This window comes from Pseudomonas sp. LBUM1671, assembly GCF_059695685.1.
Map to the genome: position 1 here is coordinate 3816031 of NZ_CP166782.1, position 20058 is coordinate 3836088.

Sequence of the window (20058 nt, forward strand, 5' to 3'; positions counted from 1 at the left end):
AATCGCAGCGCTTGTATCGCCAGCGGGTCTGTACACACTTCGGTACAGACCCTTTGGCAGGCGTTACGCCAGGTCGTATTTCTCGCGCACCAGATGACCGATGCCGATGCGATCGAGCACGTCCATCGGGCACAGGAAGGTCACGCGGACGGTGCCCGGCAAGCGACTGATATCGATCGAGCCGGTGATGGTCGCTCGGTTGAGCACTTCGTCATACGGCAGGCCGGTGACCGAAGCGGCGCGTTTCAAACCGTTCTCGACGGCGACGTTGAGGTTCTCGCCGCTGCCGATAAAGGTGATGGGACCGCTCTGCTCGATGTCGTGCTGCCCCCAACGCTCACCCAGTTCGCGGACTTTCTGCCGCTGTTCGGCATTCATCGGCCGCGCCATGGGCGGCAGATCGTCGAGGTTTTGCAGGAGGATCGGCCCTTCCAGCGTCAGGTTTTTCACCACTTGCACCACCACTTCGGTTTCCCCGGAGCAATCGGTGGCGTGCCCGGCGATTTCGCCGTTGCCCTGCTGGGCGTGCATGTCGCCCATGTACACACCGGCTCCCGGCACTTTCACCGGGCAGATCAGCACGCAGCCTTCACGGATCGAGTTGGTGTCCATGTGGCCGTCAGTCTTGGCCGCGTGCAGCTCTTCGCGGGTCATGCCGAAACGGTGAGGCGCGTTGATCAGGTATTGGCCGAAATCGGCGCAGTTGTGCGAATCGGGCAAGTCACGGGACGGCGTGGTACCGATGTTGCCGAGGAACGGGCGCATGTGCGCGGCAACGCCGGGAATGTCGGCGCGGGCCAGGGACAGGATCGAGTGCTGGGCGGCGAATTCCGGCAGGGCTGACATTTGCGAGGCATTGCCGGCCAATCGGTTGGCGACGTCCTGATTGACGGTCAGGCTGACCTGGTTCTGCGCATCGAACACGATCACGTAGCCATGGCTGAAGCGAAACGCGCTGACTTCGGCGCCGCAGTTGTTACAACGAATCGACTCCTCGCCAATGCCTTCGACATGACTGGCCGGGTGGTCGGTGCCGCACTTGGAGCAGAACTTGGCGACGAACGGGTCGCCGTTGTATCGCCCCTCCACGAAGCTCATCACCCCGGACGAGGTCGCCAGCGAAGTGACGCGCATACTTTTGATTTTGATCGCTACGGCGTCGCCGACTTCGGCTCCGGTGATGGCCACCGGTTGCGTCACTTCGTGGCCCCCCTCAAAGGCCGGCGTGATCATCGGACCCCAGCAGCCCGGCGGCGTGCCGGTGATCAGGGTGCCGCCATCGGCCAGAGGTCCGAGCATCGGTTGGCTGGGGCCGATGAGGCCGTTGGTGTACTGATCGACGCGCAGGTGGTTGACGGGAGTGGATTGCAGGTCGGTTTCAGGCTGGAGCGTGGTCATTGTTGTCCCCTTCACGGTGTATAGGGTGCCAAGCGGCCTATGCAGTTCATCGCAGGTTTGTATCTGGGCTGTGTTCGGCGGTGGCGGGGAATGAACTGGAATGTGTCGGGATGCCGGTTAGATACAGTGCGATACACACCACCAATACCCTGTGGGAGCTAGCCTGCTAGCGATGGGCGTTAACGATTACGCCTGCTGTCTGAATGACCGCGGTGTCTGGACCTCCATCGCTAGCAGGCTAGCTCCCACAGGGGTTCAGTGGTGTCAGGGAGATGGGCTTTCGTCGCTCCAGGCCGCGGCGCACGGGGCTCGGACTAAACTTACTGCACGCAGGACGTGCAGAGCGTCCTGGTCATTCCCACGACCACCGCCCAGGGTGAACGCCTCGAAAAACAAGGCCTCTGGACCGTGATCCTGCTGAAGGAGCACACGTGATGGACGAGGCCAGACTCAATGATTTCATGGGCAAACTGGTGAACGACATGGGCGGCGCGGCGATGCTTGCCAACGTCATCCTCGGCGAAGAGCTTGGCCTGTACCGGGCCATGGCCGACAGTCAGCCGATCACCCCCGAAGCACTCGCCGACAAGACCGGCTGCAATCCCCGCCTGTTGCGCGAATGGCTCAGCGCCCACGCCGCTTCCGGTTACATGGAGCACGAGAGCGGCCAGTTCCGCCTGCCCGAAGAGCAAGCGCTGGCATTGGCCATCGAGGATTCGCCGGTTTACATCGCAGGCGGTATCGGGGTGGTCGCGTCGTTTTTCCATGACAAGGACAAACTGGTCAACGCGATGCGCGGCAACGGCGCCCTGGCCTGGGGCGATCACCATCCGTGCATGTTCAGCGGCACGGAACGGTTCTTCCGGCCCGGTTACAAGGCGCACCTGATCGCCGAGTGGCTGCCCGCCCTCGACGGCGTGGTCGCCAAATTGCAGTCCGGCGCCAAAGTGGCGGACATCGGCTGCGGTCACGGTGCATCAACGGTGATCATGGCCCAGGCGTTCCCGGACTCACGGTTCGTCGGTTTCGACTACCACGCACCGTCCGTCACCGTCGCCACCCAACGCGCCGAAGAAGGCGGCGTTTCCGGCCGCGCGCGGTTCTTCCAGGGCACCGCGAAAAGCTTCCCCGGCGACGACTATGACCTGGTCTGCTATTTCGACTGCCTGCACGACATGGGCGACCCGGTGGGTGCGGCAAAACACGCGTATGAGGCGCTGAAACCGGACGGCACGGTGCTGCTGGTGGAACCGTTCGCCAACGACTCGCTCGACGATAACGTCACCCCGGTTGGGCGGCTGTTCTACGCCGCGTCGACCTTCATTTGCACCCCGAACTCGCTGTCTCAGGAAGTCGGCCTCGGGCTCGGCGCTCAGGCGGGTGAGGCACGGTTGCGCAAGGTCTTTACCGAAGCCGGATTCAAGAGTTTCCGGCGGGCGACGGAAACGCCGTTCAACCTGATTCTGGAGGCGCGTAAGTAATCCCTGGACCTGTGGCGCATGGCTTGCGGGTGATGGCGTTTTTGAAATCGCCTTCGCCGGCAAGCCGCGCTCCTACAGGATTATCGGCAAGTGCTACCCTGCAGACACTCAAGGCCCTGCGGAGTGTTGAACATGCTCGACGAACAACTCGACCGACTCCAGCGATTGATGGCCGAGCAGCCATTCATGGTGCTGACCGGCGCCGGCATCAGCACCCCGTCGGGCATTCCGGACTACCGCGACAATCAGGGCGTGCGGCGCGGCCGGCAACCGATGATGTATCAGGAGTTCCTGTCGGCCCCGGAATCACGGCGCCGTTACTGGGCGCGGGCGATGCTCGGCTGGCCGCGTGTGCGCCAGGCTCAGCCGAACGTGGCCCACGAAGCCCTGGCCAGTTTGCAAAGCAGCCAGCAGATCAGCGGGCTGATCACCCAGAACGTCGACACCCTGCACGATCAGGCCGGCAGCCATGATGTGATCGAACTTCACGGCAGCCTGCACCGGGTACTGTGCCTGGACTGCGGACAGCGCAGCGAGCGGGATTCGATTCAGCAACTGATGGAAGCGCAGAATCCCTATCTGGCCGGGGTCGATGCGGTGCAGGCACCGGATGGCGACACGTTGCTGGATCCGGCGTTCGAGGCGCGGTTCCAGGTGCCGCATTGTCCGCATTGCGCGGGTGAAAGGATGAAGCCGGACGTGGTGTTTTTTGGCGAGAATGTGGCGCAGGTGACGGCGGCCAAGGCCATGGCGGCAGTGGAACAGGCTGCAGGGTTGTTGGTGGTGGGGTCTTCGTTGATGGCGTACTCGGCGTTTCGCTTGTGCCGGGTGGTGGCGGATCAGGGAAAGCCGTTGATGGCGATCAATCTGGGCAAGACCCGGGCAGATGACCTCCTGGATATGAAGATTGAGGCATCGTGCGAACAGCTGTTGCCCTTGCTGGCTCAGCGCCTGACCACTTAATGACTGACGAAACCCAATCCCTGTGGGAGCGAGCCTGCTCGCGATGAGGCCAGCACCTTCAACATTGATGTCGCCTGATACACCGCCATCGCGAGCAGGCTCGCTCCCACAGGGGATTGTGATCAGGGCATGGACACTTGTTGGCCCAGGTTCTCGGCTTTGAGGATATCGAACAACGCCTGCGCCGCCGCCGACAGCTCCACCCCAGGCTTGGTCAGCACCCCGATCGCCCGTTCCACCACCGGGTCGCGCAAGGTAATGCACCGCGCACCCAATTCGCGCATCTGCCCGGCGCACAACGCCGGCACGGCGCTCACGCCCAATCCGCTGGCGACCATGCGCCCGACCGTCGCCAACTGATGGCTTTCAAATTCCACCGGCAACTTCATCCCCCGGGCCTGCAAGTGTTCTTCCAGCATCACCCGAACCGTCGAGGGGCGCTGCAAGGTAATGAACGGTTCCTTGAGCAAAGTCTGCCAATCAATGTCTTGCCGTTCGGCCAACGGCGAATCGTCCGGCACCACGGCAACAAAACGGTCCATATACAACGGCGTGAACTCCAGGGATGAACTCTGGCTCGGCTCAAACGCCACCCCCAGTTCCACCTGTCGGTCGCGCACCATTTCCAGCACTTGCTCGTTGATCACGTCGTTCACCGTGACGTTGACCTTGGGATACCGGGCGCGAAAGGTCTTGAGGATCGGCGGCAGCAGATTGCCGGCAAACGAGGGCATCGCCGCCAGGGTCACGCGTCCGCGCTGCAGGGTGAAACGCTGGCGCAGTTCATCCTCGGCGTTGTCCCAGTCGGCAATCAGCCGGCGCGCCAGCGGCACCAGGGATTCGCCTTCTGCCGTCAACGCCACATTGCGCGTGTTGCGGGTGAATAACCGGCCGCCCAGCCCCTCTTCCAGGGCCTTGATGGTCAGGCTCAAGGCCGATTGCGACAGGTGCAACCGCTCGCAGGCCACGGCGAAACTCAGGCTCTGGGCGACGGCCAGGAATGCGCGGATCTGCTTGACTGTCATGACCGCTGGCTCCAACGTAGTACAGATGACTGATTAGTGAGTTTTATCTATCAATCAACCTTAAAAATCAACTTAACAAATAAATCCTCCAGCGAGACACTCCTACCCCATACGGCTAGCCAGCCGCCCACAAAGAATAAAAGAGGTGCATATGGCAGGTTTCGACAAGCGCGTGAGTTCCTATGAAGAAGCTCTGGCAGGTCTTGAAGACGGCATGACCGTGATCGCCGGCGGCTTCGGCCTGTGCGGGATCCCGGAAAACCTGATCGCCGAGATCAAGCGCAAAGGCACCCGCGACCTCACCGTAGTTTCCAACAACTGTGGCGTCGACGGTTTCGGCCTTGGCGTTCTGCTGGTAGACCGGCAGATCCGCAAGGTGGTGGCCTCCTACGTCGGCGAGAACAAACTGTTCGAAGACCAATTGCTGAAAGGCGAAATCGAAGTCGTCCTGACCCCGCAAGGCACCCTGGCCGAAAAAATGCGCGCAGGCGGTGCCGGCATCCCGGCCTTCTTCACCGCCACCGGCGTCGGCACGCCCGTTGCCGATGGCAAGGAAGTGCGTGAATTCCATGGCCGCAAGTACCTGATGGAAGAATCCATCACCGGTGACTTCGCCATCGTCAAAGGCTGGAAAGCCGACCACTTCGGCAACGTCATCTATCGCCACACCGCCCAGAACTTCAACCCGCTGGCCGCCACCGCCGGCAAGATCACCGTGGTCGAAGTCGAAGAAATCGTCGAACCCGGCGAGCTGGACCCGTCGCAGATCCACACCCCTGGCATCTACGTCGACCGGGTCATTTGCGGCACGTTCGAGAAGCGCATCGAACAGCGCACCGTGCGTAAGTGATCCCCAGCCCCCGGACCTGAAGGAAAAATAACAATGGCACTTTCCCGCGAACAAATGGCTCAACGCGTCGCCCGCGAAATGCAGGACGGCTTTTACGTGAACCTGGGCATCGGCATTCCGACCCTGGTCGCCAACTACATCCCTGAAGGCATGGAAGTCATGCTGCAGTCGGAAAACGGCCTGCTCGGCATGGGTCCCTTTCCTACTGAAGAAACCATCGATGCCGACATGATCAATGCTGGCAAACAAACGGTGACCGCGCGTATCGGCGCGTCGATCTTTTCCTCGGCCGAGTCCTTCGCGATGATTCGCGGGGGTCATGTCGACCTGACCGTGCTGGGTGCTTTCGAAGTCGACGTTGAAGGCAACATCGCCTCGTGGATGATCCCCGGCAAACTGGTCAAGGGCATGGGCGGCGCGATGGACCTGGTGGCCGGCGCAGACAACATCATCGTCATCATGACCCACGCGTCCAAGGACGGTGAGTCCAAGCTTCTGTCCAAATGCAGCCTGCCGCTGACCGGCGCCGGTTGCATCAAGCGTGTGCTGACCGACCTGGCTTATCTTGAAATCGAAAACGGCGCGTTCATTCTCAAAGAACGTGCACCGGGCGTCAGCGTCGAGGAGATTGTCGCCAAGACCGCCGGTAAACTGATCGTGCCGGATCACGTTCCGGAAATGCAGTTCGCTGCTCAGTGAGGAATCATTCCATGCAAGACGTCGTTATTGTTGCCGCCACCCGTACCGCCATTGGCAGTTTCCAGGGGGCCTTGGCGAGCGTTTCCGCCGTTGATCTCGGTGCTGCGGTGATCCGTCAGTTGCTGGCGCAAACCGGTCTGGACGTAGCTGAAGTCGATGAAGTGATCATGGGCCAGGTGTTGACCGCCGGCGCCGGGCAGAACCCTGCGCGCCAGTCCGCGATCAAGGCCGGCCTGCCCTTCACCGTGCCTGCGATGACCCTGAACAAGGTCTGTGGTTCGGGCCTGAAAGCGCTGCACCTGGCCACTCAGGCGATTCGCTGCGGCGATGCCGACGTGATCATTGCCGGCGGCCAGGAAAACATGAGCCTGTCCAATTACGTTATGCCGGGCGCTCGCACCGGTCTGCGCATGGGTCACGCGCAAATCGTCGATACCATGATCAGCGACGGCCTGTGGGATGCGTTCAACGATTACCACATGGGCATTACCGCCGAGAACCTGGCCGAGAAGTACAGCCTGACTCGCGAGCAACAAGACGCCTTCGCCGCGGCCTCCCAGCAGAAAGCCACGGCCGCCATCGAAGCCGGGCGTTTTGCCGACGAGATCACGCCGATCCTGATTCCACAGCGCAAGGGCGATCCGGTCGCCTTTCAGGTTGACGAGCAGCCACGGGCCGGCACCACCGCCGACTCCCTGGGCAAACTGAAACCGGCCTTCAAGAAGGACGGTTCGGTGACGGCCGGCAACGCCTCGTCCCTGAACGACGGCGCCGCCGCCGTGATCCTGATGAGCGCTGAAAAAGCCAAGGCCCTGGGCCTGCCCGTGCTGGCGAAAATCGCCGCTTACGCCAACGCGGGCGTCGATCCGGCGATCATGGGCATCGGCCCGGTCTCGGCGACGCGTCGCTGCCTGAGCAAGGCCGGCTGGTCGATCGACCAACTGGACCTGATTGAAGCCAACGAAGCCTTCGCCGCGCAATCCCTGGCGGTGGCCAAGGACCTGGAATGGGACTTGAACAAGGTCAACGTCAACGGCGGCGCCATCGCCCTCGGTCACCCGATTGGTGCATCGGGCTGCCGTGTGCTGGTGACCTTGCTGCACGAAATGATCAAGCGTGACGCCAAGAAAGGCCTCGCCACCTTGTGCATCGGTGGTGGTCAGGGCGTGGCTTTGGCGATCGAACGGGCGTAAAGCGTTCAACAGACTGCGCGGGGACCCACGAAGAGCCGCGCGGTCTGGTAACACCCCCGGTGCGACTCACGTCGCACCGGGTCCCAAACAAAGCCGCTCCTACAGGGGGTGTTGCGTTGTGTCAGGGGAATTTAACCAGGTTCAGCGTAGGCAACGGTCCACCCGGAAACTGCGCCAGTCGCGCGCCGACACTCAACTCCCCAAGATCAATCCCGAAGAAGCCCAATCGCTCGGTCAACCCGATCACTTGAGCGTTCGCCTCGGCGTCATTACCCGATACAAACAGCACCCGCTGCCCGCCCTCCGCCGCCGGATCGCTTTCCAGCAACCGCGCCGCCAAATGATTGAACGCCTTGACCACCCGCGCCCCAGGCACCCATTCGGCAAACACTTCGCTGGACATACGCCCCTGCAAATCCACAGCATTGAACGACGGCGCCTCGATCGAGTTGTTGGCATCGATGACAATCCGCCCGTCAAAATCCGGCAGGCCCGCCAATGCCGTCGGCAATTTCGACCAGTTGACGGCGACCAGCACAATGGCTTGTGCGGCCGCTTCTTCACGGGTTCCTGCACGAGCCGTTGGCCCGAGTTCTTCCACCAGCGAAGCCAGTGTTTCTGGCCCACGGCTGTTGGCGATAACGATCTCAATGCCTTTGCGTGAAAGCGCTCGGGCAAAGGCTGAGCCAATGGCGCCGGCGCCGATGATTCCAATTTTGATCATGAATGGTTCACTCCGAGGGGTTGTCGTTGGAGTGAATACTGAGCTTGCCATTAGGACTTTATTAGACGGTAATGCCTTGAATCATCTTCAAGCATTGCTATCAGGTGCCAGCCATGGAAACCCTTGCCAACCTTGAGTCGTTTGTCCGCAGCGCCGAGACCGGCAGCTTTTCTGCCGCGGCCCGCTTGCTGGCGCTGACGCCCGCCGCCGTCAGTCGCAATGTGGCGATACTCGAACGAAACATCGGTGTGCGGCTGTTCCAGCGCTCGACCCGCAAACTGTCGCTGACCGAGGCTGGCGAGCGTTTTATGGCGAGCATCGGTGGCAACCTGCAAGCATTACAGTCGGCGATCAGCGCGATGAGCAGCGATCAGGGCGAGCCGGCCGGGGTACTCAAAGTCAGCCTGGCGCCGACGTTTGGCATCGATCATGTGCTACCGCTGTTGCCGGAGTTCCTCAAGCGTTACCCGCTGATCAAACCGGAATGGCACTTCGAAAACCGTCAGGTGGAACTGATTGCCGAGGGCTATGACGCGGCCATCGGCGGTGGTTTCGAGTTGACGCCCGGGGTCATCTCCCGAACCTTGGCGGCGGCGCATGTCGTGGCAGTGGCATCACCGGCCTATATGGCGGGACGCACGCCGCCCGACAGTCCGCCGGACTTGCACCGATTGAACGGCATCGTGATGCGCGGCACCCGCACCGGACGGATTCGGCAGTGGGTCATGCAGGATGGTGCGGGCAATGAGGCGCAGGCGATTTTGACCGAGAACATCGTGCTCAACGACCCGGCCGCCATGCGTGAGGCGGCGATCCTCGGCCTGGGCGTGTCGCTGCTGGTGTTGCCGGACGTCGCGGCGAATATCCAGCGCGGCGAACTGCTGCGCCTGCTGCCCGAGTGGCACGCCGACGCTGGGCCGATCTCGTTGTACTACCCGAGCCGGACGTTGATGCCGGCCAAGACCCGGGTGTTTATTGATTTTTTGGTTGAAGCGTTTCAGAAGTAGACCGCGTTATCGTTCATCGCGGGCAAGCCCGCTCCCACAGTGGATTTGTGTCGTACATCAAACCTGTGGGAGCGGGCTTGCCCGCGATGAAGCCAACCCAGTCACCCGAGAAACTGGAAGATCAACCAGCTATTCGCCCCACTGATCACCACAAACAACCCCCACGCCAACACCCGCGTCGGCCAGCGGTTCACAAACGGCCCCATCAGTTTGTGATCGTTGGTCATGCGAATCAGCGGATACAACGCGAACGGCAACTGCAGACTCAACACCACCTGACTCAACACCAGCAACTTGCCAATCGCGTTATCACCCATCAACCAGACCCCGATGAACGCCGGGATCAACGCCAGCCCGCGGGTAATCAGCCGCCGTTGCCAGCAAGGGAGCCGCAGGTTCAGATAGCCCTCCATGATCACCTGCCCGGCGATGGTTCCGGTAAAGGTCGAACTCTGCCCCGAAGCCAGCAACGCCACCCCGAACAACACGCTGGCCAAGGCGCCGCCCACCAGCGGATCGAGCAAGTGATAGGCGTCCTGGATGTCCACCACGTCGGTGTGCCCGCTCTTGTGAAACGCCGCTGCAGCGAGGATCAGGATCGCCGCATTGACCAGCAGCGCCAGCGCCAGGGAGCCAATGGTGTCGATGCGCGCCAGTTTGACCGCGTCCTGCTTGCTGGCCAGGTCCTTGCCGATCATTCGGGTCTGTACGATCGAGGTGTGCAGGTACAAGTTATGCGGCATTACCGTGGCCCCGAGGATGCCGATGGCCAGGTACAGCGGCGCGGCATCGCCGATGGCTGACAGGGACGGTGTAAAACCACGGGCCACGTCCGGCCAGTACGGTTTGATCAGCAGCAACTCGACGAAGAAGCACACGCCGATGGTGCTCACCAGCACCAGCATGATCGCCTCCAGCCGGCGGAAACCACGGTTTTGCAGGGCCAATACCAATAGCGTGTCAAACGCGGTCAGCGCGATGCCGACGGTCAGCGAACAGCCCAGCAGCAGATGGAACGCCAGGGCACAACCGAGTACTTCCGCCAGGTCAGTGGCGATGATCGAGATTTCCGCCAGCACCCATTGGGTCCGCGCGGTCCGCGTGCTGTAGCGCTCCCGGGACAGTTGCGCCAGGTCACGACCCGTGGCGATGCCCAAGCGCGAACACAAACATTGCACCACCATCCCCGCCAGACTCGCCAGCAGCACCACGAACAACAGGCTGTAACCGAACCGCGAACCCGCCTCGATGGCGGTCGCCCAATTGCCCGGGTCCATGTAACCGATGGACACCAGTAAGCCTGGACCGGCAAAGCGCAGCATGCGCTTGAAGAATGAGGCGCTCGGGTCAACGGCAACGCTGCCCGCCACTTCCGGCGGGCAAAACGGCGCAGTGCCGACTTTGGGCAAACTGAATTTCACGCAAACATCCGTCGACAGGTGGAAAAGCGCAGCTTAGACGTTTCAGCCTGTGCGCCCAAGGGGCAAAAATGCCCGGGTATCAGGCGCCGTGTCGGCGGAAGAACAACGTCACCTGGCCTAACTCAACGCCGAACTTGGTCATGGCGGAGCGATTGGCCATGGTGTTTTCGTCCAGCAAGTACATCCAGTCATCGAAATGCACCTGGTAGACCTTGCCGTCCACCGGCAGGCTGAGTTCATAGCGCCAGTGCAAAGCGTTGCCGGCCACCTCTCCGCGGGACTCGCCGACCACATCGCCGGCCGTGCCGCGCCAACGGCCTGGACCGTCAGGGTACAACGTCCAGACGCGGGTCTGTTTCGTGCCGTCGCTGTAGGTAAAGGCTTCATGCATGATCAGGTTCTGGCCGTCCATTCGACTGTTGATCAGCACATGAAAGCGTTTGATCACCTCGCCCGAGCGTTTCTGGAACATCCCCCAGCCATCCACTCGCCCGACGAAGAACCCGGGCAGATCGAGTTTGGGGGATTGCTCGCTGTAGCGCTGCACATCAACGCTGCAACCGGCCAGGCAAACGAACAACACCAGCAGCAGTTTCTTCAGCATGTCATGCACCTCAAGGAGTGGCGCTGCCCAGCAACTGCTGGCGCAACTCGGGATTACGCGTACGTGGGTCGAGCCAGATAGCGAAAAAGGCCCGAGCGAATTGCGGGTCTTTCACTTCGTGTTGCGGCTGCTGGCCGACAAAGAACCGCGCGCCCTGCCCCGGCAAATAAATGCCGGTAATGCGGGTACCGGCTTTTACATCGACGAACGACTGTTGCATCTGCACCTTCCAGCGCTCGAGCTGCTCGGTGCTGACCGAGGCGCCGGACAATCGCTTGATTTCATTGACACTGGCCTGCACCAGATCATCGCGGGAAATGCTGCGTTGATAGATCAGTTCCAGGGCAAACGGCTGGTCCGGCGCCAATGGCCGTGCCGCACTCCATAACCGGGCGTTGTAGACATCAAACCCGAACACCCGAAACTCGCCGGCGCCGATGATCTGCGCGCCGGGCAATGCCTCCTGCCAATTGGCCAGGCTCTGGGTGCTTAACAATCCCAGTAACAACACACTGTGGTGCAGGCGTAATCGGGGTCTGTTCATCGCGTTCTTTTCACCGTGGGCATCTGCTAAAAACTTATACGCAAAGTACCATCTTGTACAATTATTTGAGCTGCAAGCTTTGTATACAAAACTCCTTCACTTCTAGAGCAATCCAATGTCTTCAGTGCTAACGTTGGCGCCTCACTCAGGTCGGAGACGCGTGCGTGCTGATGCTTAAACTGCTGGTGATCCCAGGCTTTCTCTTGTTGATTTCCCTGGCGGGCAAACGCTGGGGCCCTAGCGTGGCGGGTTGGCTGTCGGGGTTGCCGGTGGTGGTCGGGCCGATTCTGTTCTTCCTCGCCATCGAGCAAGGCGAAGTGTTTGCCGCACAGTCAGCGACGGCGGCGTTGTCGGCGATGTTCGCGATGATTGCCTTTTGCGTGACCTACGCCCAGGTCGCTCAACGGGCGGGATGGCCATGGGCGTTGGTGATTTCACTGTCGGTCTGGGCCGCCGTGGCGGTGGTGCTGTCGCTGATCCCACCCTCGCGGGTGTTCTCGGTGATCGCGGCCGCCACCGCGCTGCTGGCGGCGCCGTACCTGTTTCCCAGCGTGCAACCCATCGTTTCCGGCCCGGCGCCGAAGTCCGACAAACTGCTGCTGCGCATGATCGCCGGCGCCCTGCTCACCCTCGCCGTCACGCTGCTCGCCAGCACCGTCGGCGAAGGCTGGAGCGGTCTGCTCGCAGTGTTCCCGGTGCTCGGCAGCGTGATGGCGGTGTTTTCCCAGCAAACTCGTGGCCCGGCGTTTACGGCCGCGCTGCTGCGGGCGACGGCAACCGGCATGTATTCGTTTGCGGCGTTTTGCCTGGTGTTGGCGCTGGCGTTGCCCGAGATGGGCATGAGCGCCTTTGCGCTGGGGGTTGCGGTGTCCGTGGGAATGCTGGGCATCACCCGGCGCTTGCTGGCGCGACCGGCCAACCCGACGACCGAGGCTGGACGAGCCGCGATCAAACGCTAAGCTCCTTCACATCCCGAGGGCCAGGATGTCGCCCGCTACGTGCTGAAGGAACAGACATGAGTCTCACAACGTCGCTCGTCCGTACTCCTCATTCAGCCACCGCCGTTGGCGTCATCGCGATATTTCTCTGGTCCTGCCTCGCGCTGTTGACCACCCTCACCGAAGGCATTCCACCCTTTGAACTGCTGACGTTGAGCTTTGGCATCGCGTTTGCGGCGAGCCTGGTGATACTGGGTCGACGCGGGCTCGCCGGCTTCAGCAGTTGGCGACAACCCTGGGCGGTCTGGGTGACCGGCTTCGTGGGCATTTTCGTTTATCACGCGCTGTATTTTTTCGCGCTCAAAGTCGCCCCGGCCGCTGAGGCCAGCCTGATCAATTACCTGTGGCCGCTGTTGCTGGTGCTGCTCTCGGCGTTTTCGGCCGGGGAGAAGCTGCACAAACGGCAAATGCTCGGCGCGCTGCTGGGTCTGGCCGGCACGGCGTTTATCATGCAACAACACGGCCCGGAGACTGACGCATCGATGCCCATCGCCGGTTATCTCGCGGCCTTTGGCTGTGCGGTGATCTGGGCCGGGTACTCGGTGGTCAACCGACGGTTCAACGACGTACCCAGCAGCATCATCGGCGGGATCTGCGGCATGTCGGCCGTGTCCGGCCTGATCTGTCACCTGGCCTTCGAAACCACGGTGCAGCCTGATCTCGGCCAATGGGCCGCGATTGTGGTGCTCGGCCTCGGGCCGGTGGGAATGGCATTTTTTGCCTGGGACCACGCCACCAAACACGGCAGTCTGGCAACGCTGGGAGCGCTTTCCTATCTCGCACCATTGATTTCGACGTTGTTACTGATCGCCGTGGGACGCAGCCATGCCGGTCCGATCCTGATCGTCCCCGCCGTGCTGATTATCGCCGGGGCGGTGATTGCCACGTCGCGAACAAGCGATAAGGCCCCCGCAACGCGTTCGATTGTTCCGAACGAGTAGAGCAACAACCTCGCGCGTCAATCGAACGGGTTTGCTACAGAACCAGGCCTGACACTGCTGTGCTACGAATCGTATTCCATGGGATGATTGCGGCGAATGCGCGATCATCCCTGGAGTTTTCGAATGTCATTGTTGAGTAAAAAAGCCGTTGTCCTGTTACTGACGGCGGCCGCCAGCCTGGGGGCTTTGAATGCCTATGCCGCCAAGGCCACTGCCAGCGACAAAGCGCCTGCACAAGTCGTCTCGATGCTCGGCGGCAAGTTCAAGTTCACCCTGCCCAAGGGCTTCATCGCCAACCCGTTGCCCGCCGGCGACGCGGCGACCGGTACCGCCGGGGCCACGGGCACCATGTACACCAATGAGGCCACCAAAACCGTGGTGATCGCCGCTGAAAACACCATCCCCGGTGGCGCCAACGTCAAGGACAACGACGGTCCGTTCCTCGACTCCGCCGCGGCCGACTTCGCCACCGAACAAGCCAAGGCACTGCCGGACTTCACCAAGCTCAGCGAAAAAAGCCTGACCCAGAAAGGCACCGGCCTGGGGCTGAGGCAGATCGACAGCACCGCCACCCAGGGCGGTGGCAAAACCCTCGACACCACACTGATGGCCGCGTCCAACACGCGCATGGCGATCGTTCAGGTGATTTCCCGCCTCAGCGACAATGGCGGTCACGAGACGCTGGTCAAACAGATCGTCACCGGCAAATAAGACTCATCGATTGAGGCGCTGCAACCAGGCGCTCAAGTCCTGCATCTCGGTGGCGCTGATGCTGTGACCGACGCCCGGGTAGGCATGAAACTCAGGCTTGAGTGACAGGCTCTGTAACAGGCTGTTGGCGTCGGTGCCATCGATGTAGGGCAGGCGTTTGTCTGCCGTGCCGTGACCGATAAAGATCGCCAGTTTCTGGCGTTTTTCATCCGGTTTGAGTTCGGACCTGAGCACCGGCAGAATCCGCCCGCTCAGCGCCGCGATCCCGCCCACAGCCTCGGGATGACGCAACGCCACCTCGTAGGACATGATCGCGCCCTGGCTGAAACCGACCAGGAACACCTTGTCCGGTTCGGTGTGATATTTCTTCGCCGCCTGTGCGATGAACTCCAGCAACACCTGGCCGCTGGCCTTCAGATCATCGGTTTCACCGTTGTAGGCCCCGCTGCCCTTCTCGCGAAACCACTTGTAACTGCCCTCCTCCATCACCATCGGCGCCCGCACCGACAGGTAGTTGTACTGCGTCGGCAATTCATTCTTGATGTCGAACAGATCCTCCTCGTTACTGCCGTAACCGTGGAGGAAAATCACCAGGGGCTGGTGGCGGGATTCGGGGTTGGCCTGCTCAAGATATTTGAGCGGCAGATCGGTGTGCAGCGGGGTTTCAGCGTGGACGGAGGCCGAGGCCAGCAACGTCAGCAGAGCGAGAAACTTCAACATAAACCTTCCTTCACAGAGCGCAGGATTCGGGGCAGAGCCTAACACCGTGAAGCTTGCCGAGGGACATTCGGTGCTGCTGATGCAGTCATCGCGGGCAAGCCCGCTCCCACAGGTTTTGTGAACACCGCAAATACTGTGGGAGCGGGCTTGCCCGCGATGAGGCCCGAAAAAACAGCGAGAATTTTCAGTCGTTAACCAGTTTCCCAACCCTAATCGGCTCACGCCCCGCCACTTTCGCCTGCCACGTGCCCGGCTGCGTATACCGCCCGCGATCAATCGCGAACAACACACCGCGGGTCCCGGCGCGCACGGTGGTGACGCGGTCGCTCAGCGGATCAACCACCTCAAACAATGCATCGCCCTGCTCCACCCACTCCCCCGAATCACGCAGAAAACTCACCACCCCGTGATGCGGCGCGAACAGGTATTCGGTGCCCTCGAACGGCATGCCTTCGCAGCATTCGCTCGGTGCCTCTGGCCAGGTGCCGGCGATGAAGCCCTGCTCGGCGAGAAACCCGAGAATCGCCTCGCAATTGGCCTGGGCCTGATCCACCCGGGTGTCGCCCATGCTGCCCAGTTCCAGCGTCGTCGCCAGGTTGGCCGGGGGAATCGCCGCCTCGGGGAAAGCCCGCGCCAGGCGCAACCATGGCGAAGAACAGGACTCATCGAATGAACTGCCGCCGGAATCTTCACACAGCAACGCCACCCCGGCCTTCAGGCGCGCCGCCAGTGATTGCCACTGCGGCCAGTGTTGCGGCAAGGCGTAGAGATGAATCGCCGCATCGAAATCGCAATGCAGGTCCAGCGTGATGTCCGCGTCGCACGCGTGGCGCAGCAGCCAGCGGTGCATGGCTTCCAGCTGCGAGGCCGGTGCCGGCAAGTCGTCGAGGACCTGGCCCATGGTCTGGCGAATCAGCGCGATGTTAGCCTGCGCATCGTGACCCAACCGGTCGCCGATCAACGCGGCCACCGGGGTGCTGAGTTCGACGAAGGCGCGGTTGAAGTTCTTGCCGCTGCCCAGCTCGAAGCGGCCCATGTGGCTGCCTTGCAAGTGCTGGTCAAGGCCGATCGGATTGGCCACCGGCACCAGTTCGATGACGCCCTGCAACTGGCCCTGGGTTTCGAGTTCGGCCAGGCGTTTCTTCAGCTCCCAGGCGGTACGCATCCCGGGCAACTCGTCGGCGTGCAAGCTGGCCTGGATATAGACCTTGCGAGTGCCGGCGCCATAACGAAACACGCTGAGGGTGCGTTCGGTGCCCAGATGGCTCCAGGGCAGAGGATGGTCGATGCGTTGCATGGAGACTCCGATATAAGGGGCACTGAAATACAGGGGATCTCATTTCAACAGAGAGAGCGCATAAAAAAAGTGGCAACCGCGTCAACGGTTGCCACTTTTTTGAACGGCTTGATTAATGGCCGTAAACGTCAAAGTCGAAGTACTTGTCTTGCACTTGCTTGTACTTGCCGTTGGCGCGGATTTCGGTGATGGCGGTGTTGAATTTGTCCGCCAGAGCGGTATCGCCCTTGCGCACAGCGATACCGGCGCCGCCACCGAAGTACTTGGCGTCTTCGTAGGTCGGGCCAACGAAAGCGAAGCCTTTACCGGCGTCGGTTTTCAGGAAACCGTCGTCCAGGTTGACCGAGTCGGCCAGCAGCGCGTCAACGCGGCCGGAAACCATGTCCAGGTTGGCTTCCTGTTGGGAGCCGTAGCGAACCAGGTTGATACCGGCCGGCACCAGCACTTCAGTGGCGAAGCGGTCGTGTGTACTGGCGCGCAGCACACCGACTTTCTTGCCCTTGAGCTCGGTCAGCGGGTCCTTGATGTCGGTGCCGGCCTTCATCACGAAACGTGCCGGGGTGTGGTAATACTTGATAGTGAAATCGACGTTCTTTTTGCGATCGTCAGTGATGGTCATGGACGACAGGATCGCGTCGATTTTCTTCACTTTCAGTGCCGGGATCAGGCCGTCGAACTCTTGTTCGACCCAGGTGCACTTCACTTTCATCTGCTCGCACAGCGCGTCGCCGATATCGACGTCGAAACCGGTGAGTTTGCCGTCAGGGGTTTTCATCGAGAATGGCGGGTAACCGGCTTCGATACCGATGCGGATCGGCTTGGCGTCATCGGCCACGGCGGTCAGGGACAACATCGACAGTGCCAGGGCACCAAACATCACTAGCTTCTTCATTTATAACTCCTGTGTGCGGAGGCTTTTATTGGCAGCTTTCGAATGACTTTCGGTCGGTGAAGATCGAAGTGGCCGGCAGTCTAGAGCGGCTTTCACAGGGCAAATTGTGTTTAAGCGACAAATACTTATAGAAAAGTGGCCAAGAAATTCAAAGCCCTTGAAGCGTGCGCCAAGGCGGTGCAAGGACTGTAGGACAAGCCCTTTTTTCAGACAAAACCTACACGCAAAAACTACAGAGAGTACCGATGCCAATGTTGAACCTGATCCAGCATCACCCCGCCGAAGGTCCTGGTGCCATTGCTCATTGGGCGAAGTCCCGAGGGGTGACGCTGAACGTCTTTCGCGCCGACCTCGGCCAATTACCGCCAGTGAGTGCGGCGCCCGTGATTGTGTTGGGCGGGCCTTATGAATCCAACGCCGGGCCGGCGTGGCTGGAAGCAGAACGGCAGTGGCTGGCGGCGAGCCTGGATCAGGACACGGCAGTGTTTGCGATTTGTCTGGGGGCGCAGTTGCTGGCACTGAGTCTGGGTGGGAAAGTGCGGCGGATGGAGCGGACCGAAACCGGCTGGACCACCGTGACGTTCACCGATGGCCAGGCGCTGAAGGTGCTGGAGTGGCACGAAGACGCGATCGACCTGCCGCCCAATGCGCAATTGCTGGCCAGCAGTAATCACTGTGAACAGCAGATGTACCGCGTGGGGCCTACGCGGGTGGGTTTGCAGTTTCATCCGGAGTGGAATGCGGAATCGGTGGCGATGCTTAATGCGCACTTTGGAGAAGAGTCGCCGTTGCCTCGCGGGGAACCGGACAGCGCCGCCCATGCAGCCGTGTTTGAGTGGTTGCAGGTGACACTGGATGAGTGGTGGGATTCTGTGGCGAGTAGGCCTTTGTAGCAAAGGAGCTTTTGTGGCGAGGGAGCTTGCTCCCGCTGGAGTGCGGAGCGCTCCCAAAATATTCGACAATTGCCAAGATTGTGGGGCTGCTGCGCAACCCAGCGGGAGCAAGCTCCCTCGCCACAATGTGTTCAGCGGTGTCTGAATGTCAGCATTCGCAACCGATGGCGGTGGTGGCAGGCCGTTGCGCCGCAACACTCAATTGCAGCCCTTCATCCAGCCACCCGGTCACGCCGCCGATCATTTCCTTGACCGGGTAACCCAGCGCCGCCAGTTTCACCGCCGCCTTGTGCACGCCGTTACAGTGCGGCCCGGCGCAATAGACCACAAACAAAGTGGAGGTCGGGTAATCCGCCAGGCTCTCGGCGGTGAGCAGTCGTCCCGGAATGTTGATCGCGCCCGGCACATGCCCGCGTTCGAACGCCAACGGTCCACGCACGTCCACCAGGACAAAATCCACTTCGCCGGCCTGTTGGCTGCCGTACACGTCGGAACAATCGGTTTCATAGGTCAGACGGTTGCTGAAGTGCATCAGGGCAATGGCCGAAGGGGCTGCGGGAATGGCGCGGACCAGGCTGGACATGGGGCTGTACTCCAAAGTCTTGAGTGGGTGTGAGAAGACTTTATCCGCCCGACGCTTGCGGCTACAGTGGCGCACAAGACACTCACCGGGAACTTTCCGCCAAATGCAGCCTAACCCTGGATTGGTCGCGATTCTGGCCTACGACGGCCTCTGTACCTTTGAATTCGGCATCGCCGTGGAGATCTTTGGCCTGGCGCGGCCGGAGTTCGATTTCCCTTGGTATGAGCATCGTATCGTCGCGGTGGATCAGGGCCCGATGCGCGCCATGGGCGGCATTCAGGTGCTGGCCGATGGCGGTATGGAACTGCTTGAAAACGCCCGCACCATCATCATTCCCGGTTGGCGCGACCGTACCGAGCCGGTGCCGGAACACTTGCTCGCCGCCCTGCGCCAGGCCCATGGGCGGGGGGCGCGGTTGCTGTCGATCTGCTCCGGCGTGTTTGTGCTGGCGGCGACCGGCCTGCTGGACGGTCACGGCGCCACCACGCATTGGCGCTACACCACCGAGTTGGCCGAACGCTTTCCGAACATTCTGGTGGACCCGGACGTGCTCTACGTCGACTCCGGTCAATTGATCACTTCTGCCGGCAGCGCGGCGGGGATCGATGCATGCCTGCACCTGGTGGCGCGGGATTTCGGCACTCAGGTGGCCAACTCGGTGGCGCGGCGGCTGGTGATGTCGCCGCAACGCACCGGCGGTCAGGCGCAGTTTATTCCTACGCCCGTCAGTCCTACGCCGCGCAGCGATTTGTCTCGCGTCATGCAATGGGCCCGGGAGCGTTTGCATGAACCACTGGAGGTTCGCGAATTGGCGAGCGAGGCGGCCATGAGTGAACGGACCTTTCTGCGCCGGTTTACCGAAGCCACCGGCATGCCGCCCAAGGCATGGTTGCAGCATGAGCGGTTGGCGCGGGCGCGGGAGTTGCTGGAAAGCACCGGGCAAAACACAGACCAGATTGCCGAGCAATGTGGGTATCGGTCGGTGGAGAGTTTTCGGGTGGCGTTTCGTGGGGTGGTGGGTGTGCCGCCGTCGGTGTATCGGGAGCGGTTTGGGCGTGGGGTCAACGCGATTATCTGAGGTGTGTTTTAGGGCCCCTTCGCGAGCAAGCCCGCT

At 61.4% G+C, this 20058-nt stretch carries 21 protein-coding genes; 11 read left to right on the top strand and 10 right to left on the bottom strand.

The features are described 5' to 3' along the window. Nucleotides 1-63 precede the first annotated feature (63 nt). Nucleotides 64-1398 (bottom strand): acetamidase/formamidase family protein, encoded by a 1335-nt coding sequence (locus ACA060_RS17535; protein ID WP_497312065.1) that lies wholly within the window; start codon nucleotides 1396-1398, stop codon nucleotides 64-66. A 434-nt stretch (nucleotides 1399-1832) separates the two neighbouring features. Here ACA060_RS17535 and ACA060_RS17540 point away from each other — a divergent pair, with 434 nt between their 5' ends. Both ACA060_RS17540 and ACA060_RS17545 read left to right on the top strand, forming a co-directional pair. Then, complete coding sequence (locus ACA060_RS17540; protein WP_497312067.1) at nucleotides 1833-2879, top strand: class I SAM-dependent methyltransferase; 1047 nt, start codon at nucleotides 1833-1835, stop codon at nucleotides 2877-2879. Between the two features lie 132 nt (nucleotides 2880-3011). Continuing rightward, nucleotides 3012-3842 (top strand): NAD-dependent protein deacetylase, encoded by an 831-nt coding sequence (locus ACA060_RS17545; RefSeq protein WP_497312069.1) that lies wholly within the window; start codon nucleotides 3012-3014, stop codon nucleotides 3840-3842. Nucleotides 3843-3964: 122 nt separating this feature from the next. Here the strand turns inward: ACA060_RS17545 and ACA060_RS17550 are convergent, their stop codons facing one another. After that, nucleotides 3965-4867, bottom strand: coding sequence for a LysR family transcriptional regulator (locus ACA060_RS17550; RefSeq protein ID WP_497312071.1), 903 nt, complete (start codon nucleotides 4865-4867; stop codon nucleotides 3965-3967). Nucleotides 4868-5018: 151 nt separating this feature from the next. On the opposite strand from ACA060_RS17550, the gene ACA060_RS17555 reads away from it, so the two are divergent. From ACA060_RS17555 to ACA060_RS17565, 3 genes are read left to right on the top strand one after another with little or no spacing between them, the layout of a single operon-like run. Further along, on the top strand, nucleotides 5019-5717 hold the full coding sequence (locus ACA060_RS17555) for a CoA transferase subunit A (RefSeq protein WP_497312073.1): 699 nt from the start codon (nucleotides 5019-5021) through the stop codon (nucleotides 5715-5717). 33 nt (nucleotides 5718-5750) lie between these two features. Next, on the top strand, nucleotides 5751-6416 hold the full coding sequence (locus ACA060_RS17560; RefSeq protein ID WP_054051104.1) for a CoA transferase subunit B: 666 nt from the start codon (nucleotides 5751-5753) through the stop codon (nucleotides 6414-6416). 11 nt (nucleotides 6417-6427) lie between these two features. Beyond that, complete coding sequence (locus ACA060_RS17565) at nucleotides 6428-7609, top strand: acetyl-CoA C-acetyltransferase (RefSeq protein ID WP_497312075.1); 1182 nt, start codon at nucleotides 6428-6430, stop codon at nucleotides 7607-7609. Between the two features lie 121 nt (nucleotides 7610-7730). Here the strand turns inward: ACA060_RS17565 and ACA060_RS17570 are convergent, their stop codons facing one another. Next, nucleotides 7731-8333, bottom strand: coding sequence for an NADPH-dependent F420 reductase (locus ACA060_RS17570; RefSeq protein WP_497312077.1), 603 nt, complete (start codon nucleotides 8331-8333; stop codon nucleotides 7731-7733). A 113-nt stretch (nucleotides 8334-8446) separates the two neighbouring features. Here ACA060_RS17570 and ACA060_RS17575 point away from each other — a divergent pair, with 113 nt between their 5' ends. Continuing rightward, the gene (locus ACA060_RS17575; RefSeq protein WP_497312079.1) at nucleotides 8447-9340 is read left to right on the top strand and encodes a LysR family transcriptional regulator; all 894 of its coding nucleotides are present in this window, start codon (nucleotides 8447-8449) and stop codon (nucleotides 9338-9340) included. A gap of 101 nt (nucleotides 9341-9441) precedes the next feature. On the opposite strand, the gene ACA060_RS17580 is transcribed toward ACA060_RS17575, so the two are convergent. The 3 genes from ACA060_RS17580 to ACA060_RS17590 form a co-directional block, all read right to left on the bottom strand. Beyond that, on the bottom strand, nucleotides 9442-10761 hold the full coding sequence (locus ACA060_RS17580) for an Nramp family divalent metal transporter (RefSeq protein ID WP_497312081.1): 1320 nt from the start codon (nucleotides 10759-10761) through the stop codon (nucleotides 9442-9444). A 79-nt stretch (nucleotides 10762-10840) separates the two neighbouring features. Then, nucleotides 10841-11365: a DUF3833 domain-containing protein gene (locus ACA060_RS17585; RefSeq protein WP_109632812.1), complete on the bottom strand. Its 525-nt coding sequence runs from the start codon at nucleotides 11363-11365 to the stop codon at nucleotides 10841-10843. A 10-nt stretch (nucleotides 11366-11375) separates the two neighbouring features. Continuing rightward, on the bottom strand, nucleotides 11376-11909 hold the full coding sequence (locus tag ACA060_RS17590) for a chalcone isomerase family protein (RefSeq protein WP_497312083.1): 534 nt from the start codon (nucleotides 11907-11909) through the stop codon (nucleotides 11376-11378). A gap of 164 nt (nucleotides 11910-12073) precedes the next feature. On the opposite strand from ACA060_RS17590, the gene ACA060_RS17595 reads away from it, so the two are divergent. The 3 genes from ACA060_RS17595 (at nucleotide 12074) to ACA060_RS17605 (ending at nucleotide 14559) form a co-directional block, all read left to right on the top strand. Continuing rightward, nucleotides 12074-12868, top strand: a complete 795-nt coding sequence (locus ACA060_RS17595; RefSeq protein WP_497312085.1) for a hypothetical protein — start codon at nucleotides 12074-12076, stop codon at nucleotides 12866-12868. Nucleotides 12869-12924: 56 nt separating this feature from the next. Continuing rightward, a complete protein-coding gene (gene yddG / locus ACA060_RS17600) occupies nucleotides 12925-13848 on the top strand; it encodes an aromatic amino acid exporter YddG (protein ID WP_497312087.1) in 924 nt (307 codons plus the stop codon). 123 nt (nucleotides 13849-13971) lie between these two features. After that, entirely contained in the window at nucleotides 13972-14559 is a 588-nt protein-coding gene (locus ACA060_RS17605) for a hypothetical protein (RefSeq protein ID WP_497312089.1), read from the top strand. A 3-nt stretch (nucleotides 14560-14562) separates the two neighbouring features. On the opposite strand, the gene ACA060_RS17610 is transcribed toward ACA060_RS17605, so the two are convergent. The 3 genes from ACA060_RS17610 to ACA060_RS17620 all read right to left on the bottom strand — a co-directional run bounded on the left by ACA060_RS17610 (nucleotide 14563) and on the right by ACA060_RS17620 (nucleotide 17468). After that, nucleotides 14563-15279 carry an alpha/beta hydrolase gene (locus ACA060_RS17610; protein WP_497312091.1) on the bottom strand — a complete coding sequence of 239 codons (717 nt, stop codon included), beginning with the start codon at nucleotides 15277-15279 and terminating at the stop codon, nucleotides 14563-14565. Between the two features lie 184 nt (nucleotides 15280-15463). Further along, nucleotides 15464-16576: a succinylglutamate desuccinylase/aspartoacylase family protein gene (locus tag ACA060_RS17615; RefSeq protein ID WP_497312093.1), complete on the bottom strand. Its 1113-nt coding sequence runs from the start codon at nucleotides 16574-16576 to the stop codon at nucleotides 15464-15466. A 112-nt stretch (nucleotides 16577-16688) separates the two neighbouring features. Next, nucleotides 16689-17468 (bottom strand): ABC transporter substrate-binding protein, encoded by a 780-nt coding sequence (locus tag ACA060_RS17620; RefSeq protein ID WP_109632824.1) that lies wholly within the window; start codon nucleotides 17466-17468, stop codon nucleotides 16689-16691. A gap of 245 nt (nucleotides 17469-17713) precedes the next feature. Here ACA060_RS17620 and ACA060_RS17625 point away from each other — a divergent pair, with 245 nt between their 5' ends. Then, entirely contained in the window at nucleotides 17714-18361 is a 648-nt protein-coding gene (locus tag ACA060_RS17625; protein ID WP_497312095.1) for a type 1 glutamine amidotransferase, read from the top strand. Nucleotides 18362-18509: 148 nt separating this feature from the next. On the opposite strand, the gene ACA060_RS17630 is transcribed toward ACA060_RS17625, so the two are convergent. Further along, complete coding sequence (locus ACA060_RS17630; protein WP_109632829.1) at nucleotides 18510-18944, bottom strand: rhodanese-like domain-containing protein; 435 nt, start codon at nucleotides 18942-18944, stop codon at nucleotides 18510-18512. A 103-nt stretch (nucleotides 18945-19047) separates the two neighbouring features. On the opposite strand from ACA060_RS17630, the gene ftrA reads away from it, so the two are divergent. Further along, a complete protein-coding gene (gene ftrA / locus ACA060_RS17635) occupies nucleotides 19048-20022 on the top strand; it encodes a transcriptional regulator FtrA (RefSeq protein WP_497312097.1) in 975 nt (324 codons plus the stop codon). Nucleotides 20023-20058 lie beyond the last annotated feature (36 nt).